Annotated in this window: 15 protein-coding genes and 1 pseudogene; 3 read left to right on the top strand and 13 right to left on the bottom strand. The window is 64.8% G+C overall.

Annotated elements, in window-relative coordinates; genetic code table 11:
- Positions 1 to 35: 35 nt before the first annotated feature.
- From R4P95_RS02445 to R4P95_RS02435, 3 genes are read right to left on the bottom strand one after another with little or no spacing between them, the layout of a single operon-like run.
- Entirely contained in the window at positions 36 to 695 is a 660-nt protein-coding gene (locus tag R4P95_RS02445; RefSeq protein WP_317743474.1) for a TetR family transcriptional regulator, read from the bottom strand.
- A 34-nt stretch (positions 696 to 729) separates the two neighbouring features.
- On the bottom strand, positions 730 to 1419 hold the full coding sequence (locus tag R4P95_RS02440; RefSeq protein WP_317743473.1) for a hypothetical protein: 690 nt from the start codon (positions 1417 to 1419) through the stop codon (positions 730 to 732).
- Positions 1416 to 2762: a phenylacetate--CoA ligase family protein gene (locus tag R4P95_RS02435; protein ID WP_317743472.1), complete on the bottom strand. Its 1347-nt coding sequence runs from the start codon at positions 2760 to 2762 to the stop codon at positions 1416 to 1418. The genes R4P95_RS02440 and R4P95_RS02435 overlap by 4 nt, the downstream gene beginning before the upstream one ends.
- 171 nt (positions 2763 to 2933) lie before the next feature.
- Between R4P95_RS02435 and R4P95_RS02430 the strand changes: the two genes are divergently transcribed.
- A complete protein-coding gene (locus R4P95_RS02430) occupies positions 2934 to 3674 on the top strand; it encodes an SDR family oxidoreductase (protein ID WP_317743471.1) in 741 nt (246 codons plus the stop codon).
- A gap of 446 nt (positions 3675 to 4120) precedes the next feature.
- Positions 4121 to 4468: pseudogene (locus R4P95_RS02425) on the top strand (IS21 family transposase); the annotation flags it as partial.
- Positions 4469 to 4639: 171 nt separating this feature from the next.
- On the opposite strand, the gene atzF reads toward R4P95_RS02425, so the two are convergent.
- From atzF to R4P95_RS02410, 3 genes are all read right to left on the bottom strand, one after another.
- A complete protein-coding gene (atzF, locus tag R4P95_RS02420) occupies positions 4640 to 6391 on the bottom strand; it encodes an allophanate hydrolase (RefSeq protein ID WP_397517675.1) in 1752 nt (583 codons plus the stop codon).
- A gap of 5 nt (positions 6392 to 6396) precedes the next feature.
- Positions 6397 to 10029: an urea carboxylase gene (gene uca, locus R4P95_RS02415; RefSeq protein WP_317743469.1), complete on the bottom strand. Its 3633-nt coding sequence runs from the start codon at positions 10027 to 10029 to the stop codon at positions 6397 to 6399.
- An 80-nt stretch (positions 10030 to 10109) separates the two neighbouring features.
- Entirely contained in the window at positions 10110 to 11546 is a 1437-nt protein-coding gene (locus tag R4P95_RS02410) for a short-chain fatty acid transporter (protein ID WP_213573162.1), read from the bottom strand.
- 155 nt (positions 11547 to 11701) lie between these two features.
- Between R4P95_RS02410 and R4P95_RS02405 the strand changes: the two genes are divergently transcribed.
- Positions 11702 to 12319, top strand: a complete 618-nt coding sequence (locus R4P95_RS02405) for a GyrI-like domain-containing protein (protein WP_317743932.1) — start codon at positions 11702 to 11704, stop codon at positions 12317 to 12319.
- Between the two features lie 28 nt (positions 12320 to 12347).
- Here the strand turns inward: R4P95_RS02405 and R4P95_RS02400 are convergent, their stop codons facing one another.
- The 7 genes from R4P95_RS02400 to urtA all read right to left on the bottom strand — a co-directional run bounded on the left by R4P95_RS02400 (position 12348) and on the right by urtA (position 18519).
- Positions 12348 to 12881 (bottom strand): carboxymuconolactone decarboxylase family protein, encoded by a 534-nt coding sequence (locus R4P95_RS02400; RefSeq protein ID WP_317743468.1) that lies wholly within the window; start codon positions 12879 to 12881, stop codon positions 12348 to 12350.
- 104 nt (positions 12882 to 12985) lie between these two features.
- Entirely contained in the window at positions 12986 to 13684 is a 699-nt protein-coding gene (locus tag R4P95_RS02395) for a GntR family transcriptional regulator (protein WP_213573160.1), read from the bottom strand.
- Positions 13684 to 14397, bottom strand: a complete 714-nt coding sequence (gene urtE / locus R4P95_RS02390) for an urea ABC transporter ATP-binding subunit UrtE (protein ID WP_208962389.1) — start codon at positions 14395 to 14397, stop codon at positions 13684 to 13686. Before urtE ends, R4P95_RS02395 begins: the two co-directional genes overlap by 1 nt.
- Positions 14384 to 15229 (bottom strand): urea ABC transporter ATP-binding protein UrtD, encoded by an 846-nt coding sequence (urtD, locus tag R4P95_RS02385; RefSeq protein ID WP_213573159.1) that lies wholly within the window; start codon positions 15227 to 15229, stop codon positions 14384 to 14386. The genes urtE and urtD overlap by 14 nt, the downstream gene beginning before the upstream one ends.
- Positions 15226 to 16344 (bottom strand): urea ABC transporter permease subunit UrtC, encoded by a 1119-nt coding sequence (gene urtC, locus R4P95_RS02380; RefSeq protein ID WP_317743467.1) that lies wholly within the window; start codon positions 16342 to 16344, stop codon positions 15226 to 15228. The genes urtD and urtC overlap by 4 nt, the downstream gene beginning before the upstream one ends.
- Positions 16341 to 17225: an urea ABC transporter permease subunit UrtB gene (urtB, locus tag R4P95_RS02375; RefSeq protein WP_317743466.1), complete on the bottom strand. Its 885-nt coding sequence runs from the start codon at positions 17223 to 17225 to the stop codon at positions 16341 to 16343. The genes urtC and urtB overlap by 4 nt, the downstream gene beginning before the upstream one ends.
- Positions 17226 to 17265: 40 nt before the next feature.
- The gene (urtA, locus tag R4P95_RS02370) at positions 17266 to 18519 is read right to left on the bottom strand and encodes an urea ABC transporter substrate-binding protein (RefSeq protein ID WP_109327731.1); all 1254 of its coding nucleotides are present in this window, start codon (positions 18517 to 18519) and stop codon (positions 17266 to 17268) included.
- Between the last annotated feature and the right edge of the window lie 130 nt (positions 18520 to 18649).

Below are 18649 nucleotides of genomic sequence, written 5' to 3'. Positions count from 1 at the left end.
CTGACTGTCAGGCTGTTCGTGTTTCGCGGGACGAACTAGGAGTGTTCGGCCCCGCGGTCCGCGGACTCCGCCCAGCGTGAGTTCGCGATGGCGAAAGCACGCCGGAGAGTATCGGCCGGGTTCGTTGAACCGCCGTTATCGACCCACGTAGTCCATGCTTCGGTGGCGACCGCAGACATGGCGACGGCGAGGATGCGCAATGCCCACTCGTCGTCGGACCCCTGGTTGATGGACTGCCGTTCCTGCAGAACGGCACTGATCGCGTCGACCCGCGACTGTCTTTCGCCCCACGCTCGAATCTGGAGACCGGGTGCCGCGGACATCAGTTGTCCGCGCCTGCGCACTTTCTCGCGGTACCGGGGCGGTGTCTCCGCTGTTTCGATGTACGCATTCATCAGCGCGTCCCGTGGGGGTTCGCCGGGGGGTCTGCGTGCCAACGCGTCGACGAGTCGGGCATCGAGGGCTCGTTCGTACTGCAGGACTACGTCATCTTTGGATTGGAAGTAACGGAAGAAGGTGCGCTCCGACATCCCCGCAGCCGAAGCGATATCAGCGACCGACACAGCATCGAACGACGACGCGTCGAACAACTTCAACGCTGTGTCGGTGAGGGCAACGCGAATCGCCTCGACGCGGCGTTCGCGTAGCCCTGCGGTGACGCTGTTCGTCGATCTGTCGGTGGAGCGTGGAGTCATACGGGAACGCTACCGCCAAGTGGAAAGCTGTTGTTCATAGTGTGACGAGCGTGTCTGATCCGGTGCGCTCGACCGTCCCCGTGAGGCCGGTCCCGAGATCGCCGAGGCCGGATGCCCGTTGCGCTGCCCCCGACACAAAGATGCGGTTCGCTCTGGAGGTGACCTGCCATTGGGTGCCGTCGACGTTCATGGCGTCGCCCGAGCCCGGGAGCCCGATTCCCAACGCCGGACCGATGAGTGACATCGGAAGGCACTCGACATTCTGCCGGCGCAGAGCGCGGTAGGCCGAGGGGCGAGCCCAGATCAGGCGTGGCTTGGTCGTGAGCACCGACATGGCCTCGCTGTCGGCGGTAAGGGCATCCAGTGTCTCCGAGGGGAGTCCGAAGATTACCGTGATGGGTAGCCGCTTCAACACTGAAAGGAATCGCGGTGTATCCCAACCGTGTTGTTCTACCGGAACGTACGTGGCACCCGCATCCCGAAATGCCCGAATGAACGGCCCCGTCCAGGGCAGTTCGTGGTTCGGAGTGATACTGAGAACGAAATCCTCCGCGCCGATGCCTACCCTGGCGACCATGGTGCGCGCCCATTCGCGATCACGTTCGTGATCTTCCCAACTGATCTCGTATTCCACCTCGGAACCGCCGATCGCGGTCGCTACCAGGCCGTAGATCGCAGCACGTTCGTTGGAATGCGTTGCCCGAATCATCGATGTGCGTGTCATTGCTTGGCCACCCTGGGGAATTTTGCGACGCTGGAACAGTAGGTGAAGATCTCATCACTAGTCATCAGATGCAGGTCTATCTCGAGTCCTAGCGATGACTCGAGCACCCGCACGATCCGAGTTTCGAGTTCGCTTGGATCTCCCGTCACTTCCGGGGCGTAACCCACGCGGATGCGAAGTCTATCCATAGTCGACGAATGCTTGATGATCTGGAAAAGGCCGTCGCTGGTCTCGGGAAGCGACTCCAGAATTCGCCATACCTCGCTGACCACCACAGGTTTGCCTGCAACGAGGATCTGGTCACCCATTCTGCCGATTACCCACATGCGCGAATGGTTGCGCCCGAGACTCGACGTCGATCTGGTCCGGCGTACCAAATCGCCGGACCTGAACCGGATGTACGGCGCCACACGATTGTCGAAATCGGTGCACACCAGTTCACCGATCTCGTTGTCGTCGACCCCGCGTAAGGACAACGGGTCGATGACCTCGGGAAGGATGGTGTCCTCCCACAGGTACATGCCGTCGCGATCAGTTCCCTCCCAGGCCAATCCGCAGTCGCCTGCACTGGTATACATCGCAATGCGTACGTCCCAGTCTTCGGTGACTTTGCGACGTAACGCATCGCCCATTGGTTGTCCGGCGAACGCCGCGAACTTCAGACTGGACAACATCTTTCGCATGTCGTATTTGGCTTCCAGCGACTCCAGCTCGCGCAGTAGGGGCATCACCAATTGGACGTACGACACCTCGTACCTGTGAATTATCTCCAGTAGTCGCTCACCATTGCCGATCCACGAATCGACGTAAACGGGAATCACGCCCATGGCGGAGTACAACGTGTCCCAATAATTCTTGAATGTCCCCGACGCGGCGATCACGCGATCCCCTGGACGTAGACCCCACTGCCACATGTCGCGCAAGCACACCGCGGGTATGGGCGGGATCTCGTCCCACACTTCCGCCATCAGCTCCGGTTCACCGGAGGTCCCCGAACTCGTGACCACGGAGGTCAGTTGCGTCGAAGGAACGCACAGTAGGCCTCCGAACGAGTCGCCGGTTCGATCGCGGTATGACCGGATATCGTCCTTCGTCACCAACGGTATTCTCTCGGAAAAGTCGGCGATGGACGTGATGTCGGCGGGCGTGACGCCTGCTGCGCCCCAGAACTCTCTGTAGAAGCCGGAGTTCGTCCATGCATAATCGACAAGTTCCAACACCCGCCGTTCTTGCTCGGCTTCGATCTCAGCGCGACTGGCCAGCTCGACGAGCGGTTCGAGGAAGCGCCCATCAGTCCCGGCGACATCGACTGCTCCGGTCGGGTCGTCGAATTCGGTCTCCATCGGCATCGCTCCTTCGTCTCGGGTGTGCTTCGAGTCGTAAGTCGACTGTGACGGTGACTGAACGACTCTTAGCGCCAATAAGTTGTATGATTACATTATATGTCAGTCGGTGTCACCTAAATCGCCGAACCACCGGACTTCGATGTCCGGCACACACAAGGAGCCGAACGAATGAGCAACCGTCTCGCGGGAAAGACCGCAATCGTCACCGGGGCCGGGTCCGGGATCGGACAGGCAATCACGCTGAGATTCGCGGCGGAGGGCGCGACGGTTCTCGCTGCCGACGTGAACGACGGGGTCGAGGCCGTTGCGCGAGAGTCGGAGCTCATCCTCCCGTTTCGGTGTGACGTCAGCGACGACAGCGACGTTCGACGACTGGAATCCGAGGCGCAGGCGAGGTTCGGTGGTCTCGATATTCTGGTGAACAATGCAGGTATCGGCGGAGCGTCCAACACGCCGTTGCACGAGTATCCGATCGAGGTCTTCGACAAGGTGCACAGCGTCAACCTCCGCGGGGCATTTCTCGTGCTTCAGGCAGGCCTGCGCCTGATGCTGTCGAGCGGTGGCGGGTCGGTCGTGAACACAGCATCCACTGGGGGGTTTCGTGCGACTCCCGGTTCGAGCGGTTACATCATCTCGAAGGGCGGGATGGTCATGATGACGCGGCAGGCCGGTTACGAGTATGCGGCGAAGGGTATTCGAGTCAATGCGATTGCTCCGGGCACCATACGCACGCCGATTCTCGACAGTGCTCCGGACGAGGTTGTCGCCAGCTTGGAGGCGCGGTCACCCGAGGGCCGGTTGGGTACCGCGACCGAAGTTGCGAATTTGGCGCTCTTTCTAGCGTCCGACGAGGCCAGCCACATCATCGGTCAGTGCTACGTCATCGATGGTGGACGAACTGCAGGTTGAAGTCGATGGTGGCCCATAGCGTCACCTTGGTGTGGAAACCGTCACCCGAATGCCGGCGTGGCACCCAAGGTGGTCTCGCTCGCGCTGAGGATGGTGCGGCAGAAAGAATTCACGGTGAGATGTTGATCGAGGGCGACTTCCCGCCCATCGGGTAGGGAAACAGTGCCTTCAGGGTCGAGAGTAGGTAGCAATACATCCGCGTGGCTCTGGCTGTCTGAAGTGGCCCCGGTCGGGCGGCTCGAGTTGGACCCAGCCGACCCTTATCCGGTGAGAGGTGTGACGGCTCGAAGTGGCCCCACCGCGACACGGCCGGGGTGGCTGTTTTCGTCGGTGTGAATCCCGGTGACAGGTGTGGGCGCGATGATCGAGACGACCACACCGCCGGCCGTGAGGGGTTCGGGTGGAGTCTCGGGTGCAACTGTTCGAGGACATCCGCCGCGATGCGCGTGATCTTCGACGGCCGGCGGGAGGCGGCCCGCTATCACCGCCTCGCCCGCAAGGGCGCGCAGGCCTTGGTGCTCGATCACTACCTCGAGGTCCTCGCCCGCAAACCCAGTGCCCTACCCGGGTCGACCCCGCTGTCCCCGGCGCGGGCGGCGGGGACGTTCACCGCCGACCACGAGGCGTTCTGGGCGCTGGCACGATCGGTGCACGGGGACGCCGACGGCACCCGCGCCCTGGTCGAAGTGCTGCTGCTGCACCGGAACATGGCACACGCCGATGCGACCGCCGGGCTCCGCGCCGCGGTCGCTGTCGGTGCCGCCTGCGCGGAAGTGGTCGCCGTCGAGGCCCGCACACCCCCGCCGCCCCGACCGACGGACCGCGCTGGGATCTGATCATCCTGTGCGCGGCGCTCGCAGGTATGACGATCCGCCGCGGCCGCCGCCACCGTGAGCGGGCTGCGCATGATTCTGGGTAGACATCATCTGTCTCACATGTCCCCAGACTCAACAAACCGCCCGCGGTTAAGAAGTACTCACGGGACGCGAAGCGGCAAGGTAGGCCACCCAACTACCGAATTCGGTGATGTCCGTGGCCCCGTCGACCGCGTCGTGGGTGCAGCTGAAGCCCACCACGGCGCGGCCGTCGGACAGTTCGACACTCGTCAGTGCCATCGGCGCTGGAAGTGCCGCCAGGAATCGTCCCAATCCGGCGGGGGAGACTCGGAACAACTCTCCGACGATGGGTGCGCCCGCGCCGGGGCCCCGGCGCACCAGCCCGGGTTTGGGGGGTGTGGTGGCGAGTGCGGTGAGCCGGTACGCGTCGGTGGTGGTGACGGTGTCCACGAAACGGGCACCGAGGTCCTCGAGTTGGAAATGGAGAGGCTGCCCGCGCAGGTGGGCCCCGAATACGGCGAGCTCGACACCGTCCTCGACCAACGCCGGCGCGGGAACATCGGTAAGCCGGGCAGCGAGGTCGACGGCAACCTGATCGGCGAAACCGGGCACCACGAACATCACCCCGAACGGTTCACCCGCCGCCGTGGGCATGCCGGGCACCGCGACGGCCGCCATGTCGAGCAGGTTGCAGAAGTTCGTGTATGTGCCCATTCGCCGGTTGATGTCGATCGGCTCGGCCTGGACCGCGGCGATGGTCGGGTGCTCGGTGGTGGTCGGCAGGAGTAGCCCGTCGAAGCCGGCGAGGAGATCCCGGGTCTGCGCCTTGACGCGAACGAGGGTGTCGAGGTCGGCCACCAACTCGTGCCCTGCCGGCCGCCTCGCGGACCCGACGATGGCGGTCACGACCGGATCCGCCCCGGCAGGCGCCGTGTCGAGGAACCGTCCGACGGCGGTGTACCGTTCCGCGACGACCGCTCCGTCGTAGAGCAGCCGGGCAGCGTCGAGCAGTGCGGAAATGTCTACCGTGTCGACGCGAAAGCCTTTGTCCGTCAACGCCTGAACCGTGTCGTCGAATGCCTGCCGGTAGTCGGCGCCGAGCGCGGTGAGGTCCTCGTCGCGCGGGACGGCGACCCGTGGCTGCGCAGGTGCCGCCAACCTCACGTCGGTAGGCCAAGCCCTGCTGCGCGGGTCCCTCGACGCCGGCCCGGCCATGATCCGGGCCGCGGCGGCGGCGGTGTCGAGTTCGGTGGCGAACACCGTGACACAGTCGTAGTCGACACAGGCGGGGACGACGCCGTCCGCGGGGATCACACCCAGCGTGGCCTTGATACCGACGAGACCGTTGAAGGCCGCCGGCACCCGACCCGAACCGGCGGTGTCCGTGCCGATCCCGATGTCGGCGATGCCGAGGGCCACGGCGACGGCCGAGCCGGAGCTCGAACCACCGGACACCCGCTCGGGGTCCCACGAGCAGCGCACCGCCCCATAGGGACTGCGCGTGCCCACCAGGCCGGTGGCGAACTGGTCGAGGTTCGTCTTACCGAGGACGATGGCACCCTGATCTACCAGTCGGCGGACGGCCGTCGCGGTGTGGTCGGGCACGTAGGCGAACTCGGGGCACCCCGCCGTGGTAGTCAGCCCCGCGACATCGATGTTGTCCTTGACTGCCAGGATCTGCCCGGCCAGCGGGAGGTATTCGCCTGCAGCGATTCTCGATTCGATGGCGGCCGCGTCGGCGTATACGTCCTCGGCGGGCCGTAGTGTGATCCAGATTTCCGGGCGGTCCACCGCGGCGATCCGCCGGAAGGCGTCGTCGACGCGTTCGGTGGGCGAGAGGGTAGTCCTGGTGGGCCCCAACTTGCTGGCATCGACACTCACGCTCATCAGTTCTCTGCTCCGATCACGAAGAGGGGGGCGCCGGGCTCGACGATCGATCCCGGTGAAACAAGCACCTGCAGAACCGTTCCGGAGGCGGTTGCAGGCACCGGCATCTCCAGTTTCATGGCCTCGAGCACCACGGCGTTGTCGCCGAGCCGGACACGCTGCCCGACCTCGACCCCGACTCGCCACACGCTGCCCACCAGCGGAGCTTCGACGACGACCGCACCGGGTGGCAGGTCGAGGGGCGGCTGTTCGGTGAGGGGTGGCGGTTCGACACGGTCGTATTCACCGGACGCACGCCAGGCAGACTTCTCGGCGTCGAACGCCGCCGACTGCCGGCTGTTGAACGCTGCGATCGACTCGGCGTTGTCGGTCAGGAACTTCAGGTGATCGGCGAGTGCGAAGGTGCCCTCGGAGATCTCGGTATCGAACCGGCCAGCCACGGCCTGCTCGCGGTACTTCCGCAGTTCCTCCGGGGTCGCCGGTTCCCAGACGATGCGGTCGAAGAACCGGAACATCCAGGGTGTGCCCTCGTGGAAGGGGCGGTGCTGCCGGTAACCGGACCAGATGGGTACCGTGCGACCGATCAACTGGTAGCCGCCCGGCGACTCCATGCCGTAGACGCACAGGTACTTTCCGCCGATGCCGACGGCGTCGGACGGCGTCCAGGTGCGTGCCGGGTTGTACTTGGTGGTGACCAGGCGGTGCCGGGGGTCGAGTGGCACGGCCAGCGGGGCACCGAGGTAGACGTCACCGAGCCCGAGTACCAGGTATTCGGCATCGAACACGGTGTCGCGCACGTCGTCGACACTGTCCAACCCATTGATGCGCCGGATGAATTCGGTGTTGGAGGGCAGCCAGGGAGCCTCGTCCCGGACGCCGCTGCGGTAGCGGTCGATCGCCTCCGCGATGGACGGGTCGTCGAAGGACAACGGCAACCGGACAGTTCGGCTCGGCACGACCAGGTCGTGCGTGGCGGGCAGCAGTTCCTCGATGTCCTGCAGGATGTCGAGTAGGCGGCCACCGGGCAGGACGTCCGGGTCGAAATGCAGGTGCAGCGACCGCACCCCGGGCGTGATGTCGATGATGCCGCGCACCCCGCGTCGGATCAACTCTTCCGACAGCGCGTGCACCCGCATCCGGAGTCCGAGGTCGAGTTGTTGTTCACCGTATTCGACGAGGATGTTGTCGTCCCCGCCGCGAAGGTATGCCACCGCGGGGCGGTCCAGTACGGGCCCGGTTCGCCCCAGAACGCCTCCGTCTGCCTGGGCAGGAGTCCGGATTCCTCGCGGAACATCCAGAGCGCGAAAGGAATCGGATCGTCGAAGTTCGTGCGCATCGGATTCGGACACCGCCACGAAGCGCACCCCGTCACCCGGCCGGATCTGCCCCAGTTTCCACCGGTGGGCGCTGACGACCGTGAGCGGGCAGGCGAAGCCACCGAGACTCGGGCCGTCGGGACCGAGGAGGATCGGCGTGTCACCGGAAACATTGAGGGCACCCACGCTGTACGGGTTGTCGTGCAGGTTCGACGGGTGTAGTCCCGCCTCGCCACCATCGGTTCGCGACCAGGTGGGTTTGGGTCCGTCGAGGCGGAGACCGGTGCGATTGGCGTGCGTTTGCACCTTCCAGGTGGTGCCGTAGAACTGCGCCATGTCGGATTCGGTGAAGTACGACGGCGCAGACTGCGGACCCTCGGTGACCGCCAGATGCCACAGGTGAGTGCAGTGGGGACGCGACTCCTTCGGAACGGGGTGTGGAGTGCCCAGGCCGCCGGTGTCGTCGACGATTCCGAGTACGTCCCCGGTGGCAACCGCCTTACCTGTGATGCCGCCGAAACCACCGAGCGGGAAAGTGGCAGCGCTGCCGTGAAAGAGCGGCGCGTCGATGCCGCCGCGGACGGCGAGGTACGTGCGCAGACCGGTGTCGGTGGGACCGCCGATGTCGAGAATGGAACCGGCGGGCACCTCGACCGGCTCCCACAACGGGACGGCATCGCCGTCGATCGTGACCGGTGCATCCGCGCCGCCGACACAGATCAGGGTGGCATCGGAGAACTCGAGTCGCGGACCCTGCAGGGTGCATTCGAGGCCCGGCGCCCCGGCAGGGTTGCCGACGGCGGAGTTCACGAGCTGGAACGAAAGGTCGTCCATCGGTCCGGACGGCGGAATGCCGACGCTCCACAGCCCGGTGCGGCCTGGATAGTCCTGCACGGTGGTCATGGTCCCTGCCCGGAGGACGTCGATACGACGGCCGGTGGAACGGAAGTCGGTGAGAAAGTCGGTGGTATGGACGGCGTCGAGAACGTCTGCGGCAGAACAGATTCGCCGCAGCTGCGGCAGGTTCGTCTGAATTCCGTAGATGTGCGTGTCGGACAGGGCCTCGGCCAACGCGGCGAACGCACCGGTGCGCCGATGCCCTCGAGTGATCACCTTGGCGAGCATCGGGTCGTAGTACGGGCTCACCTCGGTGCCGGTGTCGACCCACGTCTCCACCCGCGTGTGGGCAGGAAACTCGACTCCGGTGAGCCGCCCCGCGCTGGGGCGATAGTCGTGGCCCGGGTCCTCGGCGTAGATCCGGGCTTCTACCGCGGTACCCACGATGTCCGGTCCGGTGTCGGGGAGGCCCTCGAGCATCGACGAATCTCCTCGTGCGAGCCGCAGCATCCACTCGACCAGATCGATACCGGTGACTTCCTCGGTGACCGGATGTTCCACCTGCAAGCGGGTATTCATCTCGAGGAACGACGCCTCGCCGCGATCCACGTCGTAGACGAACTCGACCGTCCCTGCGGATCGGTAGTCGACGGACGACGCCAGCATGCGAGACGAACTCAGCAATCGCTCGACGACGTCATCGGGCAGTCCGGGTGCGGGAGCCTCCTCCATCACTTTCTGATGGCGCCGCTGAAGCGAGCAGTCGCGTGTGCCGAGGCTGAGGGTACGTCCGAGGCCGTCACCGAAAACCTGCACTTCGATGTGCCGCGCCCGGGCGACGAAGCGTTCGAGGAACACACCGGAAGACGAAAAGTTCGCCTCGGCCAGCCGCTGGACGCGGTCGTACGCTTCCGTGAGGTCGCCGGCGTCGAAACAGGCCTGCATACCGATTCCGCCGCCGCCACCGACTGCCTTGATGATCACCGGGTATCCGATATCCGAGGCTGCGGACAGCGCCGCATCCACCGAATCGAGGAGGCCGCTGCCCGGAACGAGTGGAACCCCCACGGCCAGAGCCTTTTCCCGGGCGGTGTGCTTGTTCCCGAAAATTCGGAGCTGTTCCGGTGTGGGACCCACGAAGGCAATGCCCGACGACTCGACTGCGGTGGCGAAGGCGTCGTTCTCGGAGAGGAACCCGTACCCGGGATGGATTGCGCCCGCGCCGGTGGCCAGCGCAGCCTCGACGACGGCATCGGCGCGTAGATACGACTCGGCTGCGGGAGCGGGTCCGAGTCGCACTGCCATGTCGGCCATCTCGACGTGCGCAGCCGCCACATCGGCGTCGGAATACACCGCCACCGTCTTGAGTCCCAGAATGTGCGCCGAGCGCATGATGCGACAAGCGATCTCGCCCCGATTCGCTACGAGGAGCGTGTCGAACGAGTACTCGACCGGCGGCGTATTCATCCCTGTGGACATGCTTGTATACGCTAAGGACGGCGTGTTGCGCGGAGATTTCTCGCGGTAAAGGGTGGGTTAGTAGAACCTCTCGCGCGCCGTCATGGCGTGGGTACTACCGGCGGCACGTAGTCGAATGTCATCCCGAGTAGCCACACCAGGAGCAGAACCACCGGCAGGTGGAACATGAACTGCAAGAATGTGAATCCCACCAGGTCGCGCGCGCGCAGCTTCAGCACCGCCAGGAGCGGCAGCATGAAGAACGGATTGACGAGGTTGGGCAGTGCCTCGGCCACGTTGTAGATCTGAACCGTCCAGCCCAGGTTCATCTGGACGTCGGTGGCCGCCTGCATGACATATGGGGCCTCGACCAGCCATTTTCCGCCGCCGGACGGGACGAAGACCCCCAGCACCACGGTGTAGAGGGCGATGACGACCGCGAAACTCCCGCCGCCCCCGATGTTCGTGAAGAACTCCGCAAGGTGTTCCGAGATGGTGAGACCCCCGTTGCCCTCGGCCTCGGTGAGGATCGCGGCCATCGCGGCATAGAGGGGAAACTGGACGAGAATACCGGCCGTGGCCGGTACAGCAAGAGTGACAGCTTGCAGGAACTTGCGGGGTGTCCCGTGCAGCACCAGCCCCAGCATGAGGAATACGAGCAGATATCCATTCAAACTGCTGACAACGGTGAGCACCGGCTTCGTGACGAGCTGAGAGACCAACCATCCCAGCGTCATCAGGGCGGCGAGGACCGGCAGGATACGGCTGTACTCGAGCCACTCTCCCGGCCGTGAGCGCGGCGCCACCTCGGCGGGCTGGTCGTCGACATCGACATCTAATTCTTCGGCAGTCTTGATGGCGGCACCCCTCGGCGCGGAGAAATGCGCAATAGCCACGGTCAGCGCGGTGATAATGGCACACATGAGCAATGACTGCCACGTGAAAATCGTGTCACCGAAGTCGAGGACGCCGGTGATCTTCAGCAGTGCCGGAGGCAGCGAGGTTGCAGTGGCCTGCAGTTGCGCAGCCGAAGAGGACATGCCGAGCGCCCACACGGCCCCCAGTCCCATGAAGGCCGCTGCGCCGAGCGCGCGGTAGTCCACGCGTAGATCGGTCCGGCGGGCGATCGCACGGGCCAGCAGACCACCGAAGACGAGACTCAGTCCCCAGTTCAGGAAGGACACCGACATCGACAGGAATGCAACGACACTCACCGCACTGCTGGCGGTGCGCGGCACGGTGGCCAGCCGGTCGATCAGCCTTGCAACCGGGGGCGAGGTGGCCACGACGTATCCGGTGAGCACCACCATGGCCATCTGCAGGGTGAAAGCCGTGAGATCCCAGAAGCCGTCACCGAAAGCATCGACGACCGCGTGCGGGGACGAGCCGTTGGCCAGAGCGGCGACGGCCACGATGACGACACCGGCCAGCGCGAAAACGTAGGCGTCCGGAAACCACTTCTCGGTCCAGGCGGCGAGTGACTGGGCGACCCGTGCCAGTCCTCTTTCGGAGCTGGTTCTCTGGGCGGTGTCCGTCATTCGTCGATCCCCATCTCTGTGCGATGTCCACTCGGTCGAGCTGTGGCGCGGTGCGTCACGCTCAGTCGGTGAGTATCGATGCAGACTTCAGCGCAGACAAGGCCGACATTCGCAGACACCGACTGCAGAAATGCAGAAACAGGAAAGGCGCCACCGTGGACAAGTACGACTGCAAGAAGGAGCGCAAGGCGCTGTACGCGCCGAGCGCCGGACGGTTCGCTCTTGTCGACGTCCCGGAGCTGACCTATATCGCAGTGGACGGACATGGCGACCCGAACACCTCACCCGAGTACGCCGCCGCCGTCGAGGCGCTGTATGCCACCGCCTACACGATCAAATTCGCCAGCAAGATCACCCACGGTCGCGATTTCGTCGTCGGTCCGCTCGAAGGTCTGTGGCGTGCCGCCGACCCACGCAGCTTCATCACCCGCGACAAGGACAGCTGGGACTGGACCATGATGGTCGTGCAACCCGACTGGATCACCACGACCGACATCGAGGATGCACGGTCGGTGGTCGCCGCCAAGAAGGAGCTTCCCGCTCTCGATCTGCTGCGCCCGCTCACGTTCGTCGAAGGCGCAAGCGTGCAGATCCTGCACCTCGGCTCCTACGACGACGAGGCGCCTACCCTCGCCCGACTACACGACGAGTTCATGCCCGAGCACGGACTGGTCTTCAACGGCGATCATCACGAGATCTACCTCAGCGACCCCCGGCGGACGGCACCGGCGAAACTCCGGACGGTTCTCCGGCAGCCCGTCCGCCCGGCGTAGCGAAGGGGAGCGAACCGGACCGGGGCGTCTACGAGTAGTCCCGCTCGATCCGCAATGTGCCGATGGTCGTGGCAAGCGCGTCGTATTGCGTGACCAGAAAACAGAACTCGATCAGCTGGCGGTCGTCGAAGTGGGCGCTGAGCGCCGACCACGCGGCATCGTCGAGATTGTCGGTGGTGACGAGTTGGTCGACGGCCGTGAGGATGGCGCGGCGGCGCACATCCCAGCCCTCGGCGTCCGGACCGTCGAGCACCTGCTGGAGAAGGGCCGGGGTGACGCCGGCGCGGCGTCCGAGACGGACGTGGTGATCCATCTCGTACCCGCACTTCCGCAGATGAGCTACGCGGAGAATGATCAGTTCGGTCTCGTGTCGGGAGATTTTTCCGCCCGGCATCAACTTGCTGGAGTAGCGCAGCCACGCCCGGAACAGGCCCCTCGCGCGGCCGACCGTGCTGAACAGATGCGCGTCGGGAACACCGGCGACAGTCGAAAGGATCCGCCACAACACCCAGTTGACCGGTCCGAGCTCCTTCAGCCGTCCTGGTGGAATGCGTGCGCTCATGCCGCTCCCTTCCGTCGAGACTGTGTTACCGAGCGGTAGCAAGACGCTAGCACTCGCTCGGCTTCTCGGTCGAGAAGAGGGATCCCACGCGAGGGGAACGCGGCTCAATCCCGAACGGCCCACGCCATCCGCGCCAGCGAAAGCGCCTGTTCGGCGCGTTCGATCACCACTTCTCGCGACTCGCTGATGTGCGCCAGCAGCGTGTCGTAGGCGGCATCGAGTTTGCGATCCAGCGTCAGTTCTGCCACCGAGATGTGCTCGTCGATGGTCGCAGTCATGCGGTCGGGGGTGAGGTAGTCGAACATCCGCACCGGTCGTACCTTCGCATTCACGTTGACGAGGGCGTCCGACAATGCTGTGTTGCCCGCAGCCCGCAGCAGAACGGTGTGGAACTGCTCGTCGAGTGCCACGAATCCGGCGTCGGGCTCCGGAGTGTCCTTGCGTAGGGCGTACCACTTGTCGAGTTCGGGTCCCAGGACGTCGGGGTCGTGCTGCCTCGACTCGTCGTCCCTGACCCGTGCGATGCCCTGCAGTTCGAGCGTGATGCGGAGTTCGTAGAGCCCGGCGAGTTCGTCGATGCGCGGACGGTACGGAAAGAGCCCACCCACATCGCGTTGCACGAGCCCGTCCGCCAGCAGACGAGCCAGAGCCTCCCGTACCGGCGTCCGGGACACGCCGTACGTCTCGGCGAGGCGTTCCTCGCCGAGACGCTGTCCGGGCGGAATTCGTCCGCTCATCAGATCCGTCCGCAGCGCAAGGTACACCTGGTCGCTGAGTGGACCGGCTGATTCTCGGCGAGCCATCAGATGGCCATTGCCGCGCGGACGTCGGACACCGCGGTACGCACGTCGGACTCGGGTGCGGCGCCACCGGCACCCGACGACGTGACCCGCCCCGACTCGAGCACGTAGTAGCGCTCCGCCGATTCGAGCGCAAAGCCGATGTGCTGCTCGACGAGCAGGACGCCGAGCCCGCCCCGACGCGTGAGCTCCATGATCGTTCGTTCGATCTCCGCGACCACGGACGGCTGAATGCCCTCGGTCGGTTCGTCGAGAATCAACATCTTCGGCTCGGTGATGAGCGCCCGGGCAATGGCCAGCTGCTGACGCTGACCACCCGAGAGGAGACCGGCACGTCGTTCGAGAAGGCCACGCAATGCGGGAAAGAGATCGAGTGCCTCCCCGATGAGTTCCTTTCCGCGCTTGCGGCCGTCGGCAACCACTTGGAGGTTTTCGGCGGTGGTCAGCTGCCCGAACGACTGCTGGCCCTGCGGGACGTACGCGAGGCCGCGCGCCACGCGGGCGCTCGGGCGCAGCGCCGTCACGTCCTCGCCGTCGAACAGCACCCGCCCGGAATCGACCTTGATCAGTCCGACCGCAGCCCGCAGAAGCGTCGTCTTGCCCGCGCCGTTGTGACCCATCACCGCTGCCACGCCGTCCGACGGCACCGTCAGCGAGACCCCGTGGATTACTTCGGTTCGGCCGTACCCGGCCCGGATGTCGTCAAGCTCGAGCATCGCTGTCCTCCTTCGAAACGTCGGGCTGCAACTCGGGAGCGGCGCCGGCCGCGGCGGTCCCGAGGTACACCTCCTGCACACGTGGGTCGGCCTGCACCTGCTCCACGGTTCCCTCGCTCAGCACCTTCCCGGCATGCAGCACGGTCACCGACGTCGCGAACGCGCGCATGAAATCCATGTCGTGCTCGACCACGACGACGGTCCGCTCACCGCCGATGCGGCGCAACAGGTTTCCCGTCTCTTCCCGCTCCTCGGAACTCATCCCGGCAACCGGCTCGTCGAGCAGGAGAACCGAGCAATTCTGCACCAGCAGCATGCCGATCTCGAGCCACTGCTTCTGCCCGTGCGCGAGAATCCCGGCAGGGGTGTCGCGGAGGCTGCCGAGACCCGTGACCTCGAAAGCCTCCTCGATGGCGGGGAGCACCGTCTTGCGGCGGCGCAGCAGGGTGAGTGCCGAGCGGCCCGCACCCGCGGCGATGTCCAGATTCTGGAGAACCGTCAACTCCTCGAACACACTCGCAGTCTGGAACGTGCGTCCCACCCCGAGCCGGGCGATGCGGTGCACCTTCTTGCCGATCAGCTCGACACCGGACTTGGTGACCGATCCCGTCGCAGGGACGAGCCCGGTGATGGCGTCGACGAGCGTGGTCTTGCCCGCACCGTTAGGTCCGATGAGAAACCGCAGATCACCCTGCAACAGAGTGAGATCGACGCCGTCGACAGCCTTGAACCCGTCGAAGCTGACGCGTAGATCGCGCACCTCGAGGTACTCGCTGGACATCCCGGCGTTGCCGCCGAGCACTGGTTCCTTGGACGTGGTGGACGTAGTCATCGCGCCATCTCCATTCGTTCCGTCGACTCCGTGTCGTCCTCCGGTCCGGGCGAGGAAGGTTCTTCGGGGGACGCCTTCTGCCTGCGTTTCAGCAGTGCGAACAGGCCGGCCACACCGGCCGGGAAGAATCCGACCACCACGATGAACAGCAGGCCCTGGGCGTAAATCCATCCGGAGGGGAAGGACTCGGAGAAGGCACTCTGCGCCCATGCGACACCGATCGCACCCAGAACCGGGCCGAGCAGGGTGGCGCGGCCACCGATGGCGACCCCGATCAGGAAGGCGATCGAGGGAACGATTCCGACGTCGGCGGGGGAGATGATGCCGACGATCGGCACGAACAGCGCACCCGCGATCCCGGCGAAGAAGGCGGCGGTCACGTAGGCGACGAGCTTGATGTTCGCCGGATCGTACCCGAGGAAGCGGACACGCTCTTCCTGGTCACGTACAGCGACGAGCAGTTCACCGTAGCGGCTGTTCATCAGTTGCCGCACGATCGCCACCACCGCGAGGAGAACACCGGCGGTGATGAAGAACAGCATCTGCTTGTTGGCGGGATCGTTCAGGTTGAAACCGAAGAAGGTGCGGAACCGGTTGAGGCCGTTGCTGCCGCCGGTGGTCTGTTGCCCGACGAGCAGGATCGCGAACGCGGCGGCGAGCGCTTGACTGAGGATCGCGAAGTACGCGCCCTTCACCCGGCGTTTGAACACGCCGAGACCCAGCGCGAAAGCTACGAGTCCGGGGATCAGCAGAATGCCCAGCACCGTCACGACCGGCGACGTGAACGGCACCCAGTAACCGGGCAGGGCGCGGATGCCGGCAATCTGCATGAAGTCCGGCACGGTGTCGCCGCGGAGTTGGGCGTCGGAAATCTTCAGATGCATGGCCATCATGTAGGCGCCGAGCCCGAAGAACACGCCCTGCCCGAGGGTGAGCATCCCCCCGCGGCCCCACGCGAGGCCGATACCGACCGCGACGATCGCGAAGCACAGGAACTTCCCGAGCAGGCTCAACCGGAAATCACTGAGAACGGCAGGGGCGACAACGAAGAGGAGAAGGGCGGCGATCGCGAAGCCCGCCCACGCACGGTAACGGCCACTCGTCAGGATGCTCATACGAGACTCCTCGTCTTGACGGCGAACAGGCCCTGTGGCCGAACCTGGAGGAACACCACGATGACCACGAACACGATGACCTTGGCGATCGACGCCGTGGTCGAGTACTCGATGAACGAGTTCAGCAGGCCGAGCGCGAACGCGGCGATCACCGCACCCTTCATCTGCCCCAGACCGCCGACCACGACCACCAGGAAGGCGTCGATGAGATAGCTCTGACCGATGGTCGGGCTGGTCGAACCGATCAGGGTGAGCGCCACACCCGCGACACCGGCGAGACCGGATCCGATGAAGAACGTCGTCACATCGGTACGGCGACTGGAGATTCCACTCGTTTCGGCCAGATCGCGGTTCTGCACGACCGCCCGAATACGACGACCCATCGACGATCTCTTCAGTGCCAGCGACAGCGCCACCACCGACGCGACGGCGAGCACGAGGATGAACAGACGTGTCTTGGGGACCACAGCTCCCAGAATCTCCACACCGCCCGAGAGCCACCCCGGTGCGACGACGTTGACCGCCGGCGCACCGAAGATGTCCCTCGCGAGCTGCTGCAGGATCAAGCCCACACCGAACGTCACCAGCAGGGTGTCGAGCGGCCGGTGGTACATGCGTTTGACCAGAGTGACCTCGAGGAGGACGCCCATGGCACCACCCACCACGAAGCCGACGAGTAGAGAGACGAACAGGGATTCGGTGGCGCTCGAGATCACCTGCTGCACCACGTAAGCGGTGTACGAGCCCGCCATGATGAACTCGCCGTGGGCCATGTTGATGACGCCCATCTGACCGAACGTCAATGACAGTCCCAGCGCTGCGAGCAACAGGATGGATCCGATACTCAGCCCGGTGAACAACTGCCCGATCACTACATCCATGGATGCATGTCCTCTCTCCCTCTACTCGTCGGACGTGGTGCTAGCTACCGAGCGACTCGGCCCAGGGGTAGGACGTCAGGTACGGGTCCGGCTCGATCGGGGTGCCGGAATCCCACACCGTGTAGATCAGGCCGTCTCCCCGGATCTCACCGATTCGGGCCGTCTTGCTGATGTGGTGGTTGGAACCGTCGATCGTGACCTTCCCCTCGGGGGCGTCGAACGCCACTCCGTCCGCATTTGCCTGAATATCGGCCGTAGCAAACGAATTCGCCTTCTCAACGGTGTTCTTCCACAGATAGACGGAGGTGTAGGCGGCTTCCATCGGGTCCGACGTCGGCTTGGCTGCGCCGTACCGCGCCTTGTAGGCGTCGACGAACGTCTTGTTCTCCGGCGAGTCGATGGTCTGGTAGTAGTCCCAGGCCGTAAGCTGACCTTCGATGTTCTGGACCCCGATACCGCCGACTTCCTCCTCCGCGATCGACACCGACACGACGGGCATGTCCTGGGCTGTCAGCCCCACGTTCTTGTACTCCCGGAAGAACGCGACGTTCGAATCTCCGTTGAGCGTGTTGAACACGGCATCGGCGTCGGCGGAGCGAACCTTGTTGATGATGGTGGAGAAGTCGGTGGAACCGAGCGGCGTGTAGTCCTCGCCCTTGATCTCGATGCCGTTGGCCTCGGCGTAGGCCTTGATGATGCGGTTCGCGGTCTGCGGGAACACGTAGTCGCTACCTACCAGGTACAGCGACGTGACGCCCTTCTCCTTCAAGTAGTCGAGGGCAGGAACGATCTGCTGGTTGGTGGTGGCACCCGTGTAGAAGATGTTCTTCGAATCTTCGAGGCCCTCGTACTGGACGGGGTAGTAGAGCAGGGAGTTGTTGTCCTCGAACACCGGAAGCATCGCCTTGCGGCTCGACGAGGTCCAGCCACCGAAAACCGCTGCGACACAGTCGCTGCTGATCAGCTTCTCGGCCTTCTCGGCGAACACGGTGGGTTCCGAGGCGCCGTCCTCGGCCACGATCTGAATCTTCTTGCCGAGCACGCCGCCCGCGCTGTTGATTTCGTCGACCGCGAGCGCGATCGAATCCCGGACGGTCACCTCACTGATGGCCATGGTGCCGGACAGCGAGTTCAACGACCCGACCTTGATCGTGTCCCCGGAGGTGTCCACGCAGGATGCCGCGGTGGACTCCGTGGCCGTGTCGGATGCCTTGCTGCCGCAACCGGTCAGCACGAGCCCGATGGCGGCGAGCGCGGTCGGTGCAGCGAGGGCGCGCTTGGAGAAGGTGCGCATGTACGGGCCTTTCCGTCGGAGGAGGTGGGAACCCCGTATTCCGGAACGGATGTATCCGCCCCACGTATACAGAGGTGTATTCGTGGGGCGAACATTAAGCCGCGGTTGTTGCGCCTGAATGTCTGTCGGT

The organism is Rhodococcus sp. IEGM 27 (genome assembly GCF_033142305.1).
GTDB lineage: Bacteria > Actinomycetota > Actinomycetes > Mycobacteriales > Mycobacteriaceae > Rhodococcus_F > Rhodococcus_F oxybenzonivorans.
Note: the sequence above shows the minus strand (reverse complement) of the source record. Positions and strands in the feature narration are given on the sequence as shown.

Bases quoted from the DNA above. Each gene is read 5' to 3' on its own strand.
- R4P95_RS02445 (WP_317743474.1), bottom strand. From the start codon at position 695: ATGACTCCACGCTCCACCGACAGATCGACGAACAGCGTCACCGCAGGG.
- R4P95_RS02440 (WP_317743473.1), bottom strand. From the start codon at position 1,419: ATGACACGCACATCGATGATTCGGGCAACGCATTCCAACGAACGTGCT.
- R4P95_RS02435 (WP_317743472.1), bottom strand. From the start codon at position 2,762: ATGGAGACCGAATTCGACGACCCGACCGGAGCAGTCGATGTCGCCGGG.
- R4P95_RS02430 (WP_317743471.1), top strand. From the start codon at position 2,934: ATGAGCAACCGTCTCGCGGGAAAGACCGCAATCGTCACCGGGGCCGGG.
- uca (WP_317743469.1), bottom strand. From the start codon at position 10,029: ATGTCCACAGGGATGAATACGCCGCCGGTCGAGTACTCGTTCGACACG.
- R4P95_RS02410 (WP_213573162.1), bottom strand. From the start codon at position 11,546: ATGACGGACACCGCCCAGAGAACCAGCTCCGAAAGAGGACTGGCACGG.
- R4P95_RS02400 (WP_317743468.1), bottom strand. From the start codon at position 12,881: ATGAGCGCACGCATTCCACCAGGACGGCTGAAGGAGCTCGGACCGGTC.
- R4P95_RS02395 (WP_213573160.1), bottom strand. From the start codon at position 13,684: ATGGCTCGCCGAGAATCAGCCGGTCCACTCAGCGACCAGGTGTACCTT.
- urtE (WP_208962389.1), bottom strand. From the start codon at position 14,397: ATGCTCGAGCTTGACGACATCCGGGCCGGGTACGGCCGAACCGAAGTA.
- urtD (WP_213573159.1), bottom strand. From the start codon at position 15,229: ATGACTACGTCCACCACGTCCAAGGAACCAGTGCTCGGCGGCAACGCC.
- urtC (WP_317743467.1), bottom strand. From the start codon at position 16,344: ATGAGCATCCTGACGAGTGGCCGTTACCGTGCGTGGGCGGGCTTCGCG.
- urtB (WP_317743466.1), bottom strand. From the start codon at position 17,225: ATGGATGTAGTGATCGGGCAGTTGTTCACCGGGCTGAGTATCGGATCC.
- urtA (WP_109327731.1), bottom strand. From the start codon at position 18,519: ATGCGCACCTTCTCCAAGCGCGCCCTCGCTGCACCGACCGCGCTCGCC.